This is a genomic window from Aurantimicrobium minutum, assembly GCF_002355535.1.
Lineage (GTDB): Bacteria > Actinomycetota > Actinomycetes > Actinomycetales > Microbacteriaceae > Aurantimicrobium > Aurantimicrobium minutum.
In genome coordinates, this window is record NZ_AP017457.1 from 1,435,436 (window position 1) to 1,453,082 (window position 17,647).

General features: G+C 55.1%; 20 protein-coding genes. 14 read left to right on the forward strand and 6 right to left on the reverse strand.

Annotated features, from left to right (window positions below; translation table 11 throughout):
* The first annotated feature begins 290 nt into the window (after positions 1-290).
* Genes rpmH through AUMI_RS07155 form a run of 8 tightly spaced genes read left to right on the forward strand, consistent with a single transcriptional unit; the run spans position 291 to position 5,125 of the window.
* The gene (gene rpmH / locus AUMI_RS07120; protein WP_096382907.1) at positions 291-428 is read left to right on the forward strand and encodes a 50S ribosomal protein L34; all 138 of its coding nucleotides are present in this window, start codon (positions 291-293) and stop codon (positions 426-428) included.
* Positions 429-436: 8 nt separating this feature from the next.
* Positions 437-772, forward strand: coding sequence for a ribonuclease P protein component (gene rnpA, locus AUMI_RS07125; RefSeq protein ID WP_096382910.1), 336 nt, complete (start codon positions 437-439; stop codon positions 770-772).
* A gap of 41 nt (positions 773-813) precedes the next feature.
* The gene (yidD, locus tag AUMI_RS07130) at positions 814-1,077 is read left to right on the forward strand and encodes a membrane protein insertion efficiency factor YidD (RefSeq protein ID WP_205214683.1); all 264 of its coding nucleotides are present in this window, start codon (positions 814-816) and stop codon (positions 1,075-1,077) included.
* A 7-nt stretch (positions 1,078-1,084) separates the two neighbouring features.
* On the forward strand, positions 1,085-2,047 hold the full coding sequence (gene yidC, locus AUMI_RS07135) for a membrane protein insertase YidC (protein WP_096382915.1): 963 nt from the start codon (positions 1,085-1,087) through the stop codon (positions 2,045-2,047).
* A 2-nt stretch (positions 2,048-2,049) separates the two neighbouring features.
* A complete protein-coding gene (locus AUMI_RS07140) occupies positions 2,050-2,544 on the forward strand; it encodes a Jag family protein (protein WP_096382916.1) in 495 nt (164 codons plus the stop codon).
* A gap of 14 nt (positions 2,545-2,558) precedes the next feature.
* Positions 2,559-3,185 carry a 16S rRNA (guanine(527)-N(7))-methyltransferase RsmG gene (gene rsmG, locus AUMI_RS07145; protein ID WP_096382919.1) on the forward strand — a complete coding sequence of 209 codons (627 nt, stop codon included), beginning with the start codon at positions 2,559-2,561 and terminating at the stop codon, positions 3,183-3,185.
* Between the two features lie 37 nt (positions 3,186-3,222).
* A complete protein-coding gene (locus tag AUMI_RS07150) occupies positions 3,223-4,176 on the forward strand; it encodes a ParA family protein (protein WP_096382921.1) in 954 nt (317 codons plus the stop codon).
* Positions 4,163-5,125, forward strand: a complete 963-nt coding sequence (locus tag AUMI_RS07155) for a ParB/RepB/Spo0J family partition protein (protein WP_096382924.1) — start codon at positions 4,163-4,165, stop codon at positions 5,123-5,125. The genes AUMI_RS07150 and AUMI_RS07155 overlap by 14 nt, the downstream gene beginning before the upstream one ends.
* A gap of 29 nt (positions 5,126-5,154) precedes the next feature.
* Here AUMI_RS07155 and AUMI_RS07160 read toward each other — a convergent pair whose 3' ends face one another.
* From AUMI_RS07160 to AUMI_RS07185, 6 genes are all read right to left on the reverse strand, one after another.
* Complete coding sequence (locus tag AUMI_RS07160) at positions 5,155-6,096, reverse strand: D-alanine--D-alanine ligase family protein (protein ID WP_096382926.1); 942 nt, start codon at positions 6,094-6,096, stop codon at positions 5,155-5,157.
* 14 nt (positions 6,097-6,110) lie between these two features.
* Entirely contained in the window at positions 6,111-7,430 is a 1,320-nt protein-coding gene (locus AUMI_RS07165) for an aminotransferase-like domain-containing protein (RefSeq protein ID WP_096383541.1), read from the reverse strand.
* Positions 7,431-7,514: 84 nt separating this feature from the next.
* A complete protein-coding gene (gene trxA, locus AUMI_RS07170) occupies positions 7,515-7,841 on the reverse strand; it encodes a thioredoxin (protein WP_096382929.1) in 327 nt (108 codons plus the stop codon).
* A 27-nt stretch (positions 7,842-7,868) separates the two neighbouring features.
* Positions 7,869-8,822: a thioredoxin-disulfide reductase gene (gene trxB / locus AUMI_RS07175; RefSeq protein WP_096382931.1), complete on the reverse strand. Its 954-nt coding sequence runs from the start codon at positions 8,820-8,822 to the stop codon at positions 7,869-7,871.
* 87 nt (positions 8,823-8,909) lie between these two features.
* Positions 8,910-10,532 (reverse strand): murein biosynthesis integral membrane protein MurJ, encoded by a 1,623-nt coding sequence (murJ, locus tag AUMI_RS07180; RefSeq protein ID WP_096382934.1) that lies wholly within the window; start codon positions 10,530-10,532, stop codon positions 8,910-8,912.
* Positions 10,525-12,513 carry a DUF6049 family protein gene (locus AUMI_RS07185; RefSeq protein ID WP_148664067.1) on the reverse strand — a complete coding sequence of 663 codons (1,989 nt, stop codon included), beginning with the start codon at positions 12,511-12,513 and terminating at the stop codon, positions 10,525-10,527. The genes murJ and AUMI_RS07185 overlap by 8 nt, the downstream gene beginning before the upstream one ends.
* Before the next feature lie 61 nt (positions 12,514-12,574).
* Between AUMI_RS07185 and AUMI_RS07190 the strand changes: the two genes are divergently transcribed.
* The 6 genes from AUMI_RS07190 (at position 12,575) to dnaB (ending at position 17,641) form a co-directional block, all read left to right on the forward strand.
* Positions 12,575-13,999 carry a CCA tRNA nucleotidyltransferase gene (locus AUMI_RS07190; RefSeq protein ID WP_096382940.1) on the forward strand — a complete coding sequence of 475 codons (1,425 nt, stop codon included), beginning with the start codon at positions 12,575-12,577 and terminating at the stop codon, positions 13,997-13,999.
* A 168-nt stretch (positions 14,000-14,167) separates the two neighbouring features.
* Positions 14,168-14,545 carry a 30S ribosomal protein S6 gene (rpsF, locus tag AUMI_RS07195; RefSeq protein WP_096382942.1) on the forward strand — a complete coding sequence of 126 codons (378 nt, stop codon included), beginning with the start codon at positions 14,168-14,170 and terminating at the stop codon, positions 14,543-14,545.
* A 5-nt stretch (positions 14,546-14,550) separates the two neighbouring features.
* Complete coding sequence (locus AUMI_RS07200) at positions 14,551-15,030, forward strand: single-stranded DNA-binding protein (RefSeq protein WP_096382945.1); 480 nt, start codon at positions 14,551-14,553, stop codon at positions 15,028-15,030.
* A gap of 64 nt (positions 15,031-15,094) precedes the next feature.
* Complete coding sequence (gene rpsR / locus AUMI_RS07205) at positions 15,095-15,358, forward strand: 30S ribosomal protein S18 (protein ID WP_096382948.1); 264 nt, start codon at positions 15,095-15,097, stop codon at positions 15,356-15,358.
* Between the two features lie 11 nt (positions 15,359-15,369).
* A complete protein-coding gene (rplI, locus tag AUMI_RS07210) occupies positions 15,370-15,822 on the forward strand; it encodes a 50S ribosomal protein L9 (RefSeq protein ID WP_096382950.1) in 453 nt (150 codons plus the stop codon).
* A gap of 451 nt (positions 15,823-16,273) precedes the next feature.
* Positions 16,274-17,641: a replicative DNA helicase gene (dnaB, locus tag AUMI_RS07215; protein ID WP_096382952.1), complete on the forward strand. Its 1,368-nt coding sequence runs from the start codon at positions 16,274-16,276 to the stop codon at positions 17,639-17,641.
* The last annotated feature ends 6 nt before the right edge of the window (positions 17,642-17,647 follow it).

Here is a 17,647-nt window from a genome sequence, read left to right on the forward strand (position 1 = left end):
GAAGTATGAGTGTTTCACGTGGACCCAGAGCCTCACGGGTGAAAAGCTGGGGATAACTCTCTCGACCGTATCGAAAACCTGTGGATTAAGGCAACTCCAGTTTTTCAAAAAGAGTGTGTCGTTGCGAAATGTTTCTCCCCCTGGCATTCATAATCTTGAGTTTGTGTGTCCTCTGGTTTGACGCAGACGCTTCTAACCTTTAGATTTAATCGGTTGATGCCTTTTGTGCATCCCACTGTTTTGCGCCGCGCAGATATGGCGCGCGACATCACCGTCATGGAGATTGACTTATGAGCAAGAGAACGTTCCAACCTAACAACCGTCGTCGTGCGAAGGTCCACGGCTTCCGTTTGCGTATGCGTACCCGTGCCGGCCGCGCCATCTTGGCTGCTCGCCGCCGTAAGGGCCGCTCCGAACTTTCCGCTTAGTATCGGCCGTGCTCGATCGGGCACACCGATTGGCTTTGCCAACGGACTTCCGTCGAATCATTCGTCGCGGAACGAAACAGACCTCGTCTTTGGTGGTTGCGTATGCAGCCCCGTCTGATCGAGGTCTTTCTCGTTTCGGGATGGTCACCTCTAAGGCTGTAGGTAACGCACCTACGAGAAATCGTGTTCGTCGCCAGCTTCGCGCCATTGCCTGGGAAGTCAAAGATAACTACAGCGCAGATTTTGTCATACGCGCGTTACCAGCCGCCGCCCAGTCTTCCTGGGAAGAATTACACACCGATGTACTTCGGGCAATTCGCACATTAGGAGAACAACTTCAGTGAAACAACTGCTTGCGTTTCTTTACTTGCTGCCTCGAAACATCATGATTGTGTTGGCTTTGGCCTACCGAAAACTCATCTCGCCACTGTATGGAGACGTCTGTCGGTACTACCCAACGTGCTCACATTATGGTCTTCAGGCACTTCAACAACGGGGTCTCATTGTGGGTTCTGGCCTAACCCTGCGTAGGCTAGGGAGGTGCAACCCGTGGGCACTCGGTGGCGTCGATGACGTGCCGCCCGCGAAGCACAAGTTTTTTCGTGTCACAGCACACGGTTTTGTTGTGATGAATGAAGGAAGGGCGTAACGCTCCTATGGATATTATCGGCGCGATTCTGTGGCCAATTAAGTGGGCCATTGAACTTATCTTGGTGTCCTTCCACTGGTTATTCACCAGCATCGGAATGGACCCCAATGCAGGTGCTACCTGGGTTCTTGCAATTGCGGGCCTTGTGGTGGTCGTTCGCGCCGCGCTGATTCCCGTGTTCGTTAAGCAAATCAAGAGCCAGCGAAAGATGCTCGAGATTGCTCCTGATCTGAAGAAAATCCAGGACAAATACAAGGGGAAGAAGGATCAATTCTCTCGCGAAGCTATGTCTCGCGAAACCATGGAGCTCTACCGCCGCACGGGAAGCAACCCACTGAGCTCCTGCCTGCCACTTCTCTTGCAGATGCCCATCTTCTTTGGTCTTTTCTCCGTGCTGAACGACGTCGCAGTCAAGAAGGGTGCAGCCGGTGTTGGGCCCATGAACGAAGAGCTTGCCCAGTCCTTCTATAACGCAAGCCTCTTCGGCATCGCTCCCTTACACACGACGTTCATGGAAGCGATGAACGCAACTCCTCCTGAGGTAACTGTCATGGTCATCGCTATGACCATGGTGGTTCTGATGACGGCATCGCAGTTCATTACTCAGTTGCAGATTGTTTCTAAGAACATGTCCGAGGAGACCAAGGCAAGCCCTGCTTTCCGCCAACAGCGCATCTTGCTCTACATCCTCCCCCTCGTCTTTGCCTTCTCTGGCTTCGCGTTCCCCCTCGGTGTGATGTTCTACTGGCTCGTGTCCAACTTCTGGACCATGGGTCAGCAGTTCATTGTGATCCGCAACATGCCAACTCCTGGTAGCCAGGCAGCCAAAGACCGTGAAGAGCGCCTTGCTCGTCGCGGCAAGCTACCCAAGGGAACCCCTGAAGTTATCGAGATCGAAGAACCTAAACCAGCACAGCGCGTACAGCCCGTGAGCAAGAACCGCGCTAAGAAGTCCGGAAAGAAGAAATAACCGTGTCTGAAACCGAAGCAAAAGCAGCACCAAGCCTCAAAGACCTCGAAAACGAGGGCGACGTCGCAGCTGATTACATTGAAGAACTTCTCGACATCGCCGATTTGGATGGAGATCTCGACATCGACGCCCGTAACGGCCGCGCCTATGTCTCTGTAACCGCTTCAGAGCAGGGTAACGTTCGCGTACTTTCCCGCCCCGAAACCGTAGCGGCACTTCAAGAGCTCACTCGTCTTGCCGTTCAAAACAAGACCGGCCAGTTCTCTCGCCTCATCCTGGACGTGGGCGGCTCACGCCAAACTCGCGAACAGGAACTCGCAGCACTTGTTGACGCCGCAGCGGCACGTCTGGAAAACGGCGCTTCAGCAGCCGCACTTCCTCCCATGAGCTCCTACGAACGCAAGCTTGTGCACGATCTTGTGAGCGAACGAGGCCTGGTGTCTCACTCTGACGGCGAGGGCAAAGACCGCCACACCGTCATCACTGCCGGCAAATAGTTTCACGTGAAACATTGACTCCGGAATATGAAGCGGAGCCAGCTCAAGCGGCTCAGATATTTGGCGAACAGATTGATGTAGCGCGTCAATTTACAGCCAACCTTGCGCAATATGGTGAGGAACTGGGCCTTATAGGCCCTCTTGAGCTTCCTCGGCTGTGGACTCGTCACATCCTCAACTGCGCCGTTGTTGCGCCACTTCTCCGCGGACGCGTCGGCGACGTGGGAAGTGGAGCGGGCCTGCCTGGCCTCGTTCTTGCTATTGCTCGCCCAGATGTGGACTTTACTCTCATCGAGCCCATGGAGCGCCGTACTGCTTGGCTGAATGATCAGGTAGCCGAACTGGGTCTCACCAACGTCACTGTTGTTCGTGATCGCGCCGAAGACGTCCGCCGCGACGTGTTGCTTGACCAGGTCACAGCACGGGCTGTCAGCGCGTTGAAGAAACTGATCCCCATGACAGCACCGCTGGTTCGCCCTGGCGGAGAACTTGTGTTGATGAAGGGCGCTGGCGCCCAGGCCGAAATTGAGGCGGCTGCCAAGCAAATCAAAGCATTCAAACTGCATAACGTCGAGGTCCTGACGCTGGGCGAGGGGCTTCTCGATGACGTAACGAGGGTGGTTCGGGCTACAGTTGAGTAGGTCCGCAATCTCCACACCACTGAGGTAAAGGTTTCACGTGAAACATCCTGAAGAAACGAGCACAACGTCCCCCGTTGACGTTGATTCGCCGTTGGCTAAGGAGCTCAGCGACCTGACGGCACGGCGTCGAATTCTGGACCAAACGCCGCCGCCACTGCCCCAGCGTCCTCGCGTTTTTACGGTCTCCAACCAAAAGGGTGGAGTGGGTAAAACCACAACCACGGTCAATATTGCAGCGGCCCTGGCTCGCTTTGGCGCCAAAGTACTCGTTATTGACCTCGATCCCCAGGGAAATGCCTCTACGGCGCTGGGAATTGAACACCATGGTGAGATCCCCAGCATTTATGACGTACTCGTCGAGGGAAAACCACTCGTAGACGTTATTCAAAAGAGCACAGAAGAAGGCGAGCTGTATTGCGCACCCTCCAACCTGGACCTCGCTGGCGCAGAACTGCAGATGTATGGTCGTGACCGCCGCGAATATTTGCTTCGTGACGCACTGGAACAGCTTTTTGCTAGCCCTGGCAACGACTACAACTACGTTTTTATCGACTGCCCACCCTCACTGGGTTTGCTCACCATTAATGCGTTTACCTGCGCACGCGAAGTATTAATCCCCATTCAGTGCGAGTATTACGCTCTCGAGGGGCTGTCCCAGCTGCTCAACACCATTGAGATGATCAACCAGGGCCTCAATCCCTACCTTCAGGTGTCCACAATCTTGCTCACGATGTTCGATAGCAGAACCAGATTGGCTCACGAAGTGGCAGAGGATGTGCGCACCCACTTCCCACAGCAAGTGCTCAACGCAGTCATTCCGCGTGCAGTGCGCGTTTCTGAAGCCCCCAGCTACAGTCAGACCGTCGTGAGCTACGACACGATGTCTGTCGGCTCTATTTCTTATATTGAAGCTGCCCACGAGATTGCTCTGCGCGGCGCACCACCTTCACACCGTTCCCCAGCACAGGAGGCCACACATGGCAACGAATAAGCGCACAGGCTTAGGCCGAGGCATTGGTTCGCTCATTCCTACTGCACCCAATGCTGAGCGTCCGGTAGATGTCTTTTTCCCTGACCAAACGGCAACAGGCTCCATCCCTGTTGCCTCAGAGCAACAGCCAGACTTGGTTGAGGTTCCCGGCGCACGCCTGGCTTACATCTCCCCCAACCTGGTGGTTCCCAACCCACACCAGCCCCGTAAGGTATTCAACCCTGAAGATCTTGCTGAACTGGTGCACAGCATTCGTGAAATAGGCATCTTGCAGCCCATTGTGGTTCGTAGCATTCCCGGGTCTGACAATTACGAACTCATCATGGGTGAGCGACGTTTGCGCGCCTCGAAAGAAGTGGGCCTCGAGCAGATTCCTGTCATCATTCGCGAGACCGCTGATGAAGACATGCTTCGTGACGCACTGCTGGAGAACCTGCACCGGTCACAACTGAACCCGCTGGAAGAAGCTTCTGCTTACCAGCAGCTCATGGCTGACTTTGGAATTACTCAGGAGCAACTCGCTGAGCGCATTGGCCGCTCTCGTCCTCAGATTTCAAACACCATCCGTTTGCTTCGCCTGCCACCGCTTGTTCAAAAGCGTGTGGCAGCCGGTGTTTTGAGTGCAGGCCACGCTCGTGCCATCTTGTCTGTTTCAGACCCCGAGGCCATGCAGCGCCTCGCCGACAAGATTGTCAATGAGGATCTCTCTGTTCGCGCCGCCGAAGCGCTCGCGGGTGAGGCCCCCACGGCCAAGAAGCCTAAGCCCGTAGCGGGAACACGTCGCGGCCACCTCGATGAGATTGCTGAGCGACTCGGAGATCGCCTGGACACACGTGTGAAAATATCCTTGAGCGCAAAAAAAGGCCTGATCAGCATCGAATTTGCAACCATCGGCGACCTCAACAGAATTCTCACCGAGCTCGGCGAGACTCCGTTCGGTAGCAACTAGTTTCCACGTGAAACGTGGGGCCAAGTGCCCTAGTTTTGTGCTGCGCGAGCGAGTGCTTCGTAGAGTGCGCCCACGTCCACACCGGATGCTTCAATCGCGAGTGGAGCACTTGATGTCTCGGTAAGCCCGGGCAGGGAGTTCGCTTCTAGGAACCAGGGAACACCGGAGTCATCCACGATGAGGTCAATGCGCGAAATCTGAGAGAGCCCCAGAGTTTCGTGCACCGTCACGGCAGCTGAGGCAATCGCTGCTGAAACCTGATCTGACAAGCGTGCAGGGACAAAGAACGTGGTCTCCCCGGCGTTGTAGCGGGCCTCAAAGCTATATACGCCCTCCAGTGGGACGATTTCCACTGCAGGGAGGGCTTGTGCCCCAGAAGGGCCATCAGTGACAGTCACGGCGACTTCCGTGCCTGAGGTGTATTTTTCAATCAGGGCAACGTCGTGATACGTAAAGGCATCCACCATCGCGCGCGGCAGGTCTTCTGTCTGAGTAACGATCGAAACGCCCTGCGCTGAACCACCCGAAGCAGGCTTAACAACTACATGATTTCCCAGTTCAGAGCCAATTAATTCCAAAACAGAACCGGCACCAAGTTCACGGAAAGCTTCACGCGCAATAGTCAGCGAAGGGGCCGTGGCCACTCCAGCCCGCGACACCAGAGTTTTGGCAACAGGCTTGGACCAGGCCAAACGAGCTGCCTGCGCGGAGGGACCAACATAGGAATACCCAGCAGCTCTGAGTAGATCAAGAATGGCACCGTCTTCACCGCTTGCTCCGTGCAATGCGGGCCACACCACATCAGGTTTGAGGCTGGCAAGCGTGGCAAACAAAGAAGCATCGGGGTCAATGATGGTCACTTTGTGACCGCGAGCAATCAGCGCATCGGCAACACGTCGACCAGAGCGCAACGACACTTCACGCTCGTGAGAGATTCCACCGGAAAGAACCGCAATGGTGAGAGAAGACATAGGGGCCTCGTTTCCTAGCTGAGATCTGGTGGAGGAGCGATGACATTATCGTCACCGTGAGCAGCAATGAGAGAACCTGTGCCGGCAAAATCGGCGAGCAGGTCAAGTTCACCGCGAATGACCGTGGCAAGACGTCGAATACCGATCCTGATGTTCTCAGGTGTGGGGTAGCAGAAAGACAGGCGAATGTTTTGACGGCCTGTTCCATCGGCAAAGAATGCTGTGCCTGGTGTGTAGGCAACGAGTTCTGAGACTGCACGAGGCAGCATCGCCTTCGAATCAAGGTTTTCTGGCAGTGTGCACCAGATGTAAAACCCACCGTTGGGAACATTCCAGTTCAAATCAGGCAAATACTCATTCAGCGCATCCAACATTGCATCGCGGCGTTCTTTATAGACACCCCGGAATGTTTCAATCTGGCCTTTCCAGTCTGCTTGGCTCAAATATTCACTAATCACCATTTGGCTAAACGAGCTGGGGCACAAAATTGCTGATTCTGCAGCTAAAACAAGCTTTTCTCGGATGGCGTGGGGAGCTAAAGCCCACCCCACGCGAAAACCGGGAGCTAAGGTCTTGGAGAACGATCCCAGATAAATCACTCCGTCCTCGTTCAAGGAACGAATGGCGGGTGGAACATCTTCTTCGAAAGAGAGCAGACCGTAGGGGTTGTCTTCCAGGATGAGAATGCCGTTGTCCTGACAAATCTGCAGAATTTCCGGACGACGCTCTGCAGAGAGGGTTACCCCCGCGGGGTTGTGAAAGTTCGGGATGGTGTACAAAAACTTGATGGTGCGCCCAGATGCCTGAACCTGCGCAATAGCCTCACGCAATTTCTCCGGTATCAGGCCGTGCTCGTCCATAAGGACGTGCACGACATCGGCTTGGTAACTGCGAAAAACACCGATAGCGCCAACATAACTGGGTGCTTCAGCAAGAATCACGTCACCGGGATCAATGAAAAGCTTGGTGACCAAATCCAGAGCCTGCTGGCTACCCGTGGTGACGACCACGTCGTCAACAGAGGCGTTAATTCCTTCGAGGGCCATGATTTCAAGGATTTGCTCACGCAGCGCTGGAACGCCTTGGCCAGAGCCATATTGCATGGCCATCGGGCCGTTCTCGCTCATGACCTTTTCGAGAGCACCGTTGACTAAAGACTCGGGAAGTGCCCGAACATAGGGCATTCCACCGGCGAGGGAGACAACTTCGGGGCGTGAGGCAACCGCGAAAAGCGCGCGCACTTCAGAGGCGCTCAGACCGGAGGTTCGGCTGGCGTAATGATTGAACCAGGGGTCAAGGTTGATTTCTTGACCCGTCTCGTTAGTCTCGGCCACAAAACAATCGTAGTTGGGAAAAACAGGGGCTAAATGCAGGAGGCCGCCGGGATCAACCCCGACGGCCACCTGATGAGAAGCAAATTAGCCGATGAAGTCGGCGAGATCGTGCTCAAGAGCAGGCTTGGGCTTCGCGCCAATGATGGTCTTTGCGACCTCACCGTTGACGAAAACTTTCATCGCGGGAATCGAGGTGATTTGGTAGGCCATCGCGGTCTGTGGGTTCTCATCCACGTTAAGCTTGACGATTTCAAGCTTGTCACCGTGCTCAGCACGAAGCTGGTCGAGGATGGGTCCTACGGCGCGGCAGGGGCCACACCATTCTGCCCAGAAGTCCACGAGAACAGGCTTAGTGCTCTTGAGGACGTCTGCGTCAAAGCTTGCGTCAGTTACTGCGGGTGCTGCAGACATGATTTCTCCTTAGTCGTAAAACGTTGCTTAGTTGTTTGCGGCCTGTGCGAGGGTTTCGACAGGAAGTGATTGGAGGTAGTGCTCGGCGTCTAACGCTGCGACAGTTCCACTGGCGGCAGCAGTAACGGCTTGGCGATATGTGGGGTCAATGACGTCACCTGCGGCAAAAACACCGGTCAGGTTGGTCTTGGAAGTGCGACCCTTGACGGCAATGGTGCCTTCCGGGGTCAGATCAAGCTGACCATGAATGAGCTGGGTACGAGGGTCATTACCAATGGCGATGAAGAGCCCGTCGAGGGGGAGTTCGCTGAGGTCACCAGTGACCGTGTTCTTCAGTGTCACTGAAGTCAGGTTGCTCTCACCGTTGATGGAATCAATCGTCGAGTTCCACAGGAATTCAATCTTGGGGTTCGCGTGTGCACGGTCTTGCATGATCTTGGATGCACGCAGTGTCTCTGAGCGGTGAATAACATAGACCTTGTCAGCAAAACGCGTGAGGAAGTTAGCTTCTTCCATAGCGGAGTCGCCACCGCCAACAATGGCAACGGTCTTCTGGCGGAAGAAGAAGCCATCGCAGGTTGCACACCAGGAAACACCGTGACCGGAGAGGCGGTCTTCGCCCTCCAAGCCAAGCTTGCGGTAAGCAGATCCGGTAGCAAAAATCACAGAAAGCGCTTCAAAAGTCTGACCGCCACCGGTTACTACGCGCTTGATGTCCCCGGAGAGCTCAACACTGACAACATCATCGAGAAGAACTTCAGCACCAAACTTTTCTGCCTGTTCCTGCATCTTCATCATCAGGTCAGGACCCATGATTCCCTCAGGGAACCCGGGGAAGTTCTCAACCTCGGTGGTGTTCATCAGTTCACCGCCGGCTTCGACGGAGCTGGCAATAACGAGGGGCTTAAAGTTCGCGCGTGCAGCATAAATCGCAGCGGTGTATCCGGCAGGGCCGGAACCAATAATGATGACTTGACGCACGAGGCACTCCTAGAAAGCGGCAATTTCAGCCGAAAGTAAGGCAATGAATAGAACCCAGTCTACTGGCGGAATATTCCCGAAACGGGGTTATCGGCTCAGGCGAGACCGTAATTGACCAAACAATTGGTGAACTTCTTTCACCCGCATGATCCACAACAGGAGCACGAAGACTCCGGTCACGACCAGACCAATTCCAACCATGGCCACAATCGCGTTAAGAATGCTTTCTTGGGCGTATCCGGTTGCCGTGAGTGACCCGAACTGGTTACTGACAATCAGCCCAATAAATCCAGCTATGGCAGCGGCAATGTAGCCGCGTACGGCAGTGCTGGCCACGCCACTTCGACGAACCTCAGGAAGTGTTTTGCGCAACACTGCCCAGGTCACGATGGCTTGAATAATGACGGATATGGCGAGCGAGGCACACACTGCCAAGGTAATCACGGTGACGTAAATCTGAGAGCTGAGCAAAATAAGCACCACATAGACCCCGACCTGTAACACCGTGAGCCAAAACATCAAAGGCGCTTTGCCTTGAACCAAGAAAATGCGGAACATGACATAGACCGCACTAAAGGCCGGCAAGCCAAGCACCAGAACCATGATCAGCCAGCCCAGGTTGATCACCGAGAGGAAGTTTTCGCTGAAAATGCGGGACAGAGGAAACGCCACAGCCAATAATCCGGCAGCAGCCCAACAGATGAACAAGCCAATCTGACGCAGCGCAGTGGAAGCATCACGAGCCATGCCCTCACGATTACCACCTGCGTGGTCTTTACTCATCCGGGTGAAGTAGACCGTGCCCATTGAGACAGCAATGATCGAGTGCGGCAGCAGGAAAATCAGCCACGCAGTGGTCATGGTGAACACCGACGCACCTTGGCCTGAAGCAAGTGCGACCACGTTGGTTTGAACAATGATGCTCAGTTGAGTCAGCAGTACAACACCAAAGGTCCAGCCGACCATCTTGCCGGTTTCTCGAAGGCCAACACCGCGCCAGACAAAATCTGGCGCAAAGCTCAGCCCATTCTTCTTCCAGAAGACCGTCAGAATCAGCGCTTGAGCAGCCACGCCCGCCGTCGCACTTCCCGCCAACACCGCAACCATGGCAGGGGTCCAATCCACAACACTGCGCTCGCCAGCGGTATCAACACCGAACAACAGCATGAAAGCGACGATGCCCAGAATTCCAACAACGTTGTTCAGGGCGGGTGCCCAGGTGAATGGCCCAAAAGAGCCACGAGCATTGAGAACCTCACCGAGGATGGTGTAGAGCCCATAGAAGAAAATTTGTGGCAAACACCAGTAGGCGAATGCGGTTGCCAACGCAAGCTGGTCTGCTGACCACTGGGTTGCATAGAGCGTGATGAGAAGCGGCGCAGCGAACATTGCTACCGCGGTGACCCCCAGCAAAACCAGGATGGTCATCGTCATGAGCTTGTTGACGTAGCCGGCACCACCATCAGAGTGGCTGGCAGATTTCACGATGGCCGGAACCAAAGTGGCGGTGAGCACACCGCCGGAAACCAACACATAGATGCTGTTGGGCATCTGGTTCGCTACCGCGAACGCATCGGCTCCAGCACTGGCAACAACGCCCAAAGCTTGGGCCAAAATAATGGCCTTGAAGAATCCCAATGCACGAGAGACAACCGTGCCGGAGCCGAGGAGGACGCTTGCACGACCAACCGAGGCCTGAGGATTAGACATCTTCTGATTGTCCCTGCTTACGGCGGCGAAGTGTGCGAATCACACCGGCAGTAATCAAACCCACGAAAGCAATTCCCACGGCGGTGAGCCCCCAGGTTTCCCAGTCGGCACGCACATTCACAGGAATTCCAACGGGTTGCCCCACGGGAACACCCTCAATCGAGCGCAACGTGACTGTCAAAATGGCGCTGCCATTTCCCACCTGTGCTTGCACAGGGATCCGGGCTTTAGCTTGGGATTCAGGCTGAATGGTGACGGTTTCTTCACCGTTGACCAACAGGCGGCCATTGTTGGGGTCAGCGTTGACGACAACGGTTACCGCCTGAGTCAAGGCGTTGTTGACCGAGATCGGAATATTGGCCTGCCCACCCACCATGTTGATGGTGCTGCTGGTGACCACACTGACAGAGTTGAGCAGTTTCTCCGTCGATTCAGTGTGGGCAGCGACTGCGCTACCCCAGTCGGGGTCTCCTAACCAAGAAACCGAAAGCACGGCAGCCAAATCTCGAGCCGCAGGGCTGGTAATCAAGCTGGGATCTTCAGCAATTGTCGAAAACGACGAAACCTGAGCATTTTGCCCCAAAAGTGTTCGAACTGCGCCAACACGTTCCTCAGACTCGGGGGAGTCCACAAGCGCAAGTTCCTTTGAGGCAGAACCCAATCCAGCAGCGAGAGAACCTGAGGTCACCCAGGGCAAACCAGTAAGAGCATCGAGCATTTGACCGGTTTTACTCAAACCTGTGATGGAGAAGCTGCGAGGAAGCCCGGCGTACAGAGCACTCTCAGCAGCTGGGTCGAGTGCAGCTGCAGCAAGGTAGGAAGCTCCACGTGAAACATCGTCATGTGAAAGCGCAGAACTCAACCCAGCGTTAGTCACCACAGCAGGCATTCCAGAAACAATTCCCGTAGAGGCTGTCTCAGCGAGGTTCTGCGAGGAAAGAATCACCTGGGAGAACCCATTTGCTGAGAAAATTCCCAGATCAGAGCCAGAAACAGTGCCACCAGCTGGCCACGCTAGAGAACTGAACCTGGGAGTGAAAGAAACCGTAGTGACCTCTGGAACGCCAGGAGTGGGTGTGGGAGTGGCGCTCGCCGTGGATGCAGCAGGAGTAGCCACAATATCTGTCGTGATTGGCGCGAGCAGCGTAGTTGCTCCGGCTTGAGCCTGGGCAGAAATATCTGCATTGGCATAAGGCAACAGGAACGATTCGTTCGGCAGCGCCCTGAGCTGATTTAGCCACAACTGAACACTTTCAGGAATCGCGTCACCCAAAGCAGCAATCGAGCTGATGATGCGGGGGTCAACCCCGAGGGCAACGGTGCGACCTTGAGCCAGTTGAAGCTGGCGTGTGAGAACTCCGCTGGGGCCGGTGAGCTCAACGAGCTTCTGTGAGCTGAGCACTCCGGCGGAATCTGCCGGAGGAACAATGGCCACGATCGTGGTCATCGCCGCAGGGGAGGGAGCTGTTCCTGCCGTCCAGACAAATGAAGAACGAGCACTCGCTGTGCTTACGCCGGAAACCTGAAAGTCAGCGGCCAGACCACGTGGTCCCCACAATGAACCAAAGCGACCTGATGCCAGAGGTAGTTCAGCACTAAGCGTCACCGTTTCCCCAGCAGCAATGGCGGGCACGTCAATAGAAGCGAGGAAACGGCCAGTTTGTTGAGTGTCACTAGAGGAGTACCACTGATCTAGATCGGCGAGCGAATTCAGCACACCTGAAGGTGCAGTTAGTATGACCTCTCCCGCGGGAATGTCCTCGGTGCCCTCGTTAGTAACAGTGACACTTGTTACCAAGGTTTCACCCGGTCCCGGACTGAGAGCGGACGGCGTCAGCGCGAGCGAAACATCGTCTGCTGCCTGCGCACCAGGCTGGAACCCCGTCACCATGAGTGCCGCCACAAGAAGAGCCCCGCACCAGCGCACCAGCAGTGCACTCGGTGATGCACGGTTGGCTCGTGAAATCACTGCAGAGGGCATCCTGCCATTGTAGGCGTCGCAACCGTGATAGCGCCCGATGCTCCCCGTAGAATGACGGGAAATGCACAGCGCCGCCTCAGCAATCGAATCAATTACTCGTTTGAGTACTTCGCCCAGCGTTTCACGCCTGGCGAAAGCCTTTGCCGATGCCGGATATGAGCTGGCGCTAGTGGGCGGCCCCGTCCGCGACGCTTTTCTCGGTCACGACGTGCATGACCTCGACTTCACGACGAATGCCCGCCCCGATGACATCTTGCGCATCGTGGAACCCATCTCCGAAGCACAGTGGGATATCGGCCGCGACTTTGGCACCATCGGTGCCCAGATAGCCGGCGAGAAGGTGGAAATCACCACTTATCGAGCAGATCACTATGACGGAAAGACGCGTAAACCAGAGGTTGCTTTTGGTGACAGCCTTGAAGAAGACCTGATTAGGCGAGATTTCCGTGTCAACGCGATGGCCGTCCGTTTACCCCAGCTCATTCTTGTTGACCCCTCCGGCGGGGTGGAGGACCTCCAAGCAAAGATTCTTCGCGCACCAAAATCGGCAGAACTTTCGTTCACCGAAGACCCCCTGCGCATGATGCGCGCAGCACGGTTTGCCTCTCAACTCGGATTCCACCCCGACGAGGAAACTGAGTGGGCAATGACAGAGTTCGCCGGCGCCATTGAGAATATTTCTGCTGAACGTGTAAACGAAGAACTGTGCAAACTCCTGCAAACAGATCACCCTCGTGCAGGCATTGAGCTCCTAGTCAGTACAGGCATTGCAGCGATTGTGCTACCTGAGATTCCCGCACTTCGCCTCGAAGTGGACGAACACCATCACCACAAGGATGTGTATGAGCACAGCCTGACAGTACTCGAACAAGCCATCGACTTGGAGAAGGAACGGAACCCAGGCGAACCCGCTGATGTGACATTGCGGCTTGCAGCTCTCCTGCACGACATCGGCAAGCCAGCCACCAGACAGCTGGAACCCGGTGGCGCTGTGAGCTTCCACCACCATGACCTTGTGGGTGCCAAGCTGGCAACCAAGCGCATGAAGGCCCTGCGTTTTGATAAGGAAACCACCCAGAATGTGGCCAGGCTCATTGAATTGCACCTGCGTTTCTTTGGTTATTCAGATGCTGCCTGGAGCGATTCGGCTGTGCGCAGATATGCCCGCGACGCCGGGGATTTGTTGGACCGTCTGCACATTCTCACCCGAGCAGACGTCACCACACGCAATAAACGCAAGGCAGACCGGCTCGCCTTTGCCTATGACGATTTAGAACAGCGCATCGCTGAACTTTCCGAGGCAGAAGAGCTTGCGGCCATCCGCCCCGACCTCAACGGTGAAGAAATCATGGAAATCCTCGGCATTCCAGCTGGGCGTGAGGTTGGCGAGGCCTATAACTATCTGCTCAATTTGCGACTAGATGAGGGACCCCTTGGTGCCGAGGTCGCTCGCGAACGCCTTCTCCAGTGGTGGGCAAACCGCTAGATAGCGCGGAAGTTGTACCAGCTCAGATTGGCTTAAAGCTTCGGGCCGGTCTAGACTGGGGAAGTTGTCTGTGCGCCGGAAGTATCCGGCCTCCTCAGATGGCACATGCACAACCCTCCTGATACAGACCGTCTGTATCCGTTTTAGTCCGAAGGAGGTGGGTTAGTCATGCATCAGTATGAGTTGATGGTTATCCTCGATCCAGAGATCGACGAGCGCACCGTAGCTCCCAGCCTTGACAAGTTCCTCAACGTCATTCGTAACGATGGTGGAACCATCGAGAACGTTGACATCTGGGGCAAGCGTCGCTTGGCTTACGAAATCAACAAGAAGTCCGAGGGCATCTACGCCGTCGTCAACTTCACCTCAAGCGCCGACGCAACTGTCGAGCTTGACCGCCAGCTGAAGCTTTCTGAAGCTGTTATGCGTACCAAAGTTCTGCGTGCAGAGGAAGCCATCGCGATGGTTGCCGCTGCGGCAAAGCTCGCTGACGAGAAGGCTGCCCGCAAGGCCGCTGCTCCCGCCAAGGCTTCGAAGGACGCGTAAGTAACATGGCCGGCGAAACAGTCATCACCGTGGTGGGGAACCTCACGAGTGACCCCGAACTGCGTTACACGCAGAACGGACTCGCAGTCGCCAACTTCACCATCGCCTCTACTCCGCGCAACTTCGATCGCGCATCAAACGAGTGGAAAGATGGCGAGGCTCTCTTCCTTCGTGCCAGCGTATGGCGCGAGTTTGCCGAGCATGTCGCAGGAAGCCTGACCAAGGGTTCTCGCGTTATTGCAACTGGTCGACTCAAGCAGCGCTCGTACGAGACCAAGGAAGGCGAAAAGCGAACCACAATCGAACTCGAAGTAGATGAGATCGGTCCTTCGCTTCGCTACGCCACGGCAACTGTGAGCCGCGCGGCTTCCGCAGGTCGTCCCGGTGTCCCTGCAGGCAATGACGAACCCTGGGGTTCGCCGACTGCGCCTGCAGCAGACCCTTGGAACACCCCCGGTATCCCCGCAGACGATACGCCGTTCTAAACGACCCCTTGAGCTTCAGCTCACGCTGAGCTCATCAACATAAATTTACGAAAGTTAGGTAATCATGGCTGGAAAAGCTAGCGGCGGAGCCCGCAAGCCACTCCGCGGTGGCAAGGGCGCAAAGGCTCTCGCACCTGCGAAGGCAATCCGCGTTGGTGTGATCGACTACAAGGACGTCGCAACCCTTCGCAAGTTCGTTTCTGAGCGTGGAAAGATCCGCGCTCGCCGTATCACCGGTGTTTCTGTCCAGGAGCAGCGCCTCATCGCCAAGGCAGTTAAGAACGCCCGCGAGATGGCTCTTCTTCCCTACGCAGGCGCTGGCCGCTAAGGAGTCCCCACATGTCTAAGTTAATTCTGACGAATGAAGTCTCCGGTGTTGGTTCTGCTGGTGACGTTGTCGAGGTAAAGAACGGTTACGCACGTAACTACCTCATCCCTCAGGGACTTGCTGTTGCATGGTCTCGTGGTGGCGAGAAGCAGGTTGAGCAGATTCGTGCTGCTCGCACCGCACGCGAACTCGCAACCCTCGAAGAGGCGCAGGCACTCAAGGCAAAGATCGAAGGCAACAAGGTCAAGCTTGCTGTCAAGGTTGGCCGTGACGGTCGTCTCTTTGGTTCGGTCAAGACCGATCACATTGCTGCTGCAGTAGAAAGCGCCGGTGTTGGCGTTATCGACAAGCGCAAGATCGAAATTGCGAACCCCATCAAGTTCACTGGTGAGCACGAAGCAACCGTTCGTCTGCGTGACGACATCGTTGCAACCATCACCATTCAGGTTGTTGCTGCAAAGTAACTGCTGACAAGAACAACTCAGGGCGGGAAGCGTAAAGCTTCCCGCCCTTCTTGTTTGCCTGGGGAGGTCCTTCAGGTCTCATTTTTTGCCTTAACGGGGTACAAAAACGACTGCGTAATTATGCACAGAATAGATAATTTTCCCCAAGCTTAAACACATGCTTGAAGGAAGTTAATGTTCACACCCGTGTATAACTAAAAACGCAGTTCAGAATGAATTTTTTGGGTAAACTTTTTCATTTTCCCACAGCATTATCCCCAGCTTATGAACAGACTCACCGGCGTTTCACAGGTCTCATACACAGAGTTATCCACAGGCATATTTGGTTGCTACTTGCGCTGTTCATACTCTTAGTACACACCCCTTAAAAGGCTTCAATGTCAAGCCAATGTCGGTGGATAGAGATAGAACTGAACTATCCCCTCAAGTAACAACAGGAAGGACCGTGATTATGTCGATTGCGCACCTCGGTTCTCCATCCGACTCTCGCGAAAACTGGCAGGGTGAACGGACTCCTCCGCATGATCTTCTTGCGGAGCAAAGCGCTCTCGGCGGCATGCTGCTCAGCAAAGACGCTGTTGCAGACGTCGTCGAGATACTTCGTGGAAATGACTTCTACATTCCTAAGCATGAAGTCATTTTTGATGCCATTCTCTCCCTGTATTCGCATGGAGAGCCAACTGATGTCATCACAGTTACAGACGAACTGACAAAAACAGGTGAACTTGGTCGCGCAGGTGGTGCGGAGTACCTGCACACACTCACCTCACTCGTTCCCACCGCAGCCAACGCTGGCTACTACGCCAACATCGTTTCGGAACGAGCGCTTCTACGCCGTCTCGTTGAAGCAGGAACTCGAATCGTTCAGATGGGATACGCCGGTGAAGGTGAAGCTGTTGATCTGGTCAACACCGCCCAGGCCGAGATTTACCAGGTCACCGGATCAGTTGAAGCTGAAGACTACGTGCCTCTGACCGAGGCAGTGGACACTGCCATCGAAGAAATTGAAGCCGCCAAGGGCCGCGACGGTCAGATGACCGGTGTTCCCACAGGCTTCGCCGATCTTGACGAACTGACCAACGGTTTCCACCCCGGCCAGCTCATCATCGTTGCAGCACGTCCTGCACTGGGTAAGTCAACACTGGCACTGGACTTCTGCCGTGCAGCATCAATCAAGAACAACCTCCCCGCAATCTTCTTCTCCCTCGAAATGGGTAAGTCGGAAATCGCAATGCGTCTGCTCTCGGCAGAAGCGTCCGTTCCACTGCAAAACATGCGAAAAGGAACCGTTGATAATCGCGACTGGACCACAATTGCCAGCACGCGTGGCCGCATCAATGATGCCCCGTTCTATATCGACGACAGCCCCAACCTCACCCTGGTTGAGATTCGTGCGAAATGCCGCCGTCTCAAGCAGAAGGTTGGCTTGAAGATGGTTGTTATTGACTACCTGCAGCTGATGACCTCAGGCAAGAAGGTAGAAAACCGTCAGCAGGAAGTTTCGGAATTCTCTCGTGCGCTCAAGCTCATGGCTAAAGAGCTCCAAGTTCCTGTGATTGCACTGTCTCAGCTCAACCGTGGACCGGAACAACGTGCCGATAAGAAGCCAGCAATTAGCGACCTGCGTGAATCTGGATCGTTGGAGCAGGACGCCGACATGGTAATTCTTCTGCACCGTGAAAGTGCATACGAAAAAGAAAACCCCCGTGCAGGTGAGGCAGATTTCATCGTTGCCAAGCACCGTAACGGCCCAACCGCGACAATCACGGTTGGATTTCAGGGTCACCTTTCTCGCTTTGCCGATATGCCCAAGGTTTAGCCGAAA

Bases quoted from the DNA above. Each gene is read 5' to 3' on its own strand.
- rpsF (WP_096382942.1), top strand. From the start codon at position 14,168: ATGCATCAGTATGAGTTGATGGTTATCCTCGATCCAGAGATCGACGAG.
- rpmH (WP_096382907.1), top strand. From the start codon at position 291: ATGAGCAAGAGAACGTTCCAACCTAACAACCGTCGTCGTGCGAAGGTC.
- AUMI_RS07185 (WP_148664067.1), bottom strand. From the start codon at position 12,513: ATGCCCTCTGCAGTGATTTCACGAGCCAACCGTGCATCACCGAGTGCA.
- AUMI_RS07155 (WP_096382924.1), top strand. From the start codon at position 4,163: ATGGCAACGAATAAGCGCACAGGCTTAGGCCGAGGCATTGGTTCGCTC.
- dnaB (WP_096382952.1), top strand. From the start codon at position 16,274: ATGTCGATTGCGCACCTCGGTTCTCCATCCGACTCTCGCGAAAACTGG.
- AUMI_RS07200 (WP_096382945.1), top strand. From the start codon at position 14,551: ATGGCCGGCGAAACAGTCATCACCGTGGTGGGGAACCTCACGAGTGAC.
- murJ (WP_096382934.1), bottom strand. From the start codon at position 10,532: ATGTCTAATCCTCAGGCCTCGGTTGGTCGTGCAAGCGTCCTCCTCGGC.
- rplI (WP_096382950.1), top strand. From the start codon at position 15,370: ATGTCTAAGTTAATTCTGACGAATGAAGTCTCCGGTGTTGGTTCTGCT.
- yidD (WP_205214683.1), top strand. From the start codon at position 814: ATGATTGTGTTGGCTTTGGCCTACCGAAAACTCATCTCGCCACTGTAT.
- rpsR (WP_096382948.1), top strand. From the start codon at position 15,095: ATGGCTGGAAAAGCTAGCGGCGGAGCCCGCAAGCCACTCCGCGGTGGC.
- trxA (WP_096382929.1), bottom strand. From the start codon at position 7,841: ATGTCTGCAGCACCCGCAGTAACTGACGCAAGCTTTGACGCAGACGTC.
- AUMI_RS07190 (WP_096382940.1), top strand. From the start codon at position 12,575: ATGCACAGCGCCGCCTCAGCAATCGAATCAATTACTCGTTTGAGTACT.
- yidC (WP_096382915.1), top strand. From the start codon at position 1,085: ATGGATATTATCGGCGCGATTCTGTGGCCAATTAAGTGGGCCATTGAA.
- AUMI_RS07160 (WP_096382926.1), bottom strand. From the start codon at position 6,096: ATGTCTTCTCTCACCATTGCGGTTCTTTCCGGTGGAATCTCTCACGAG.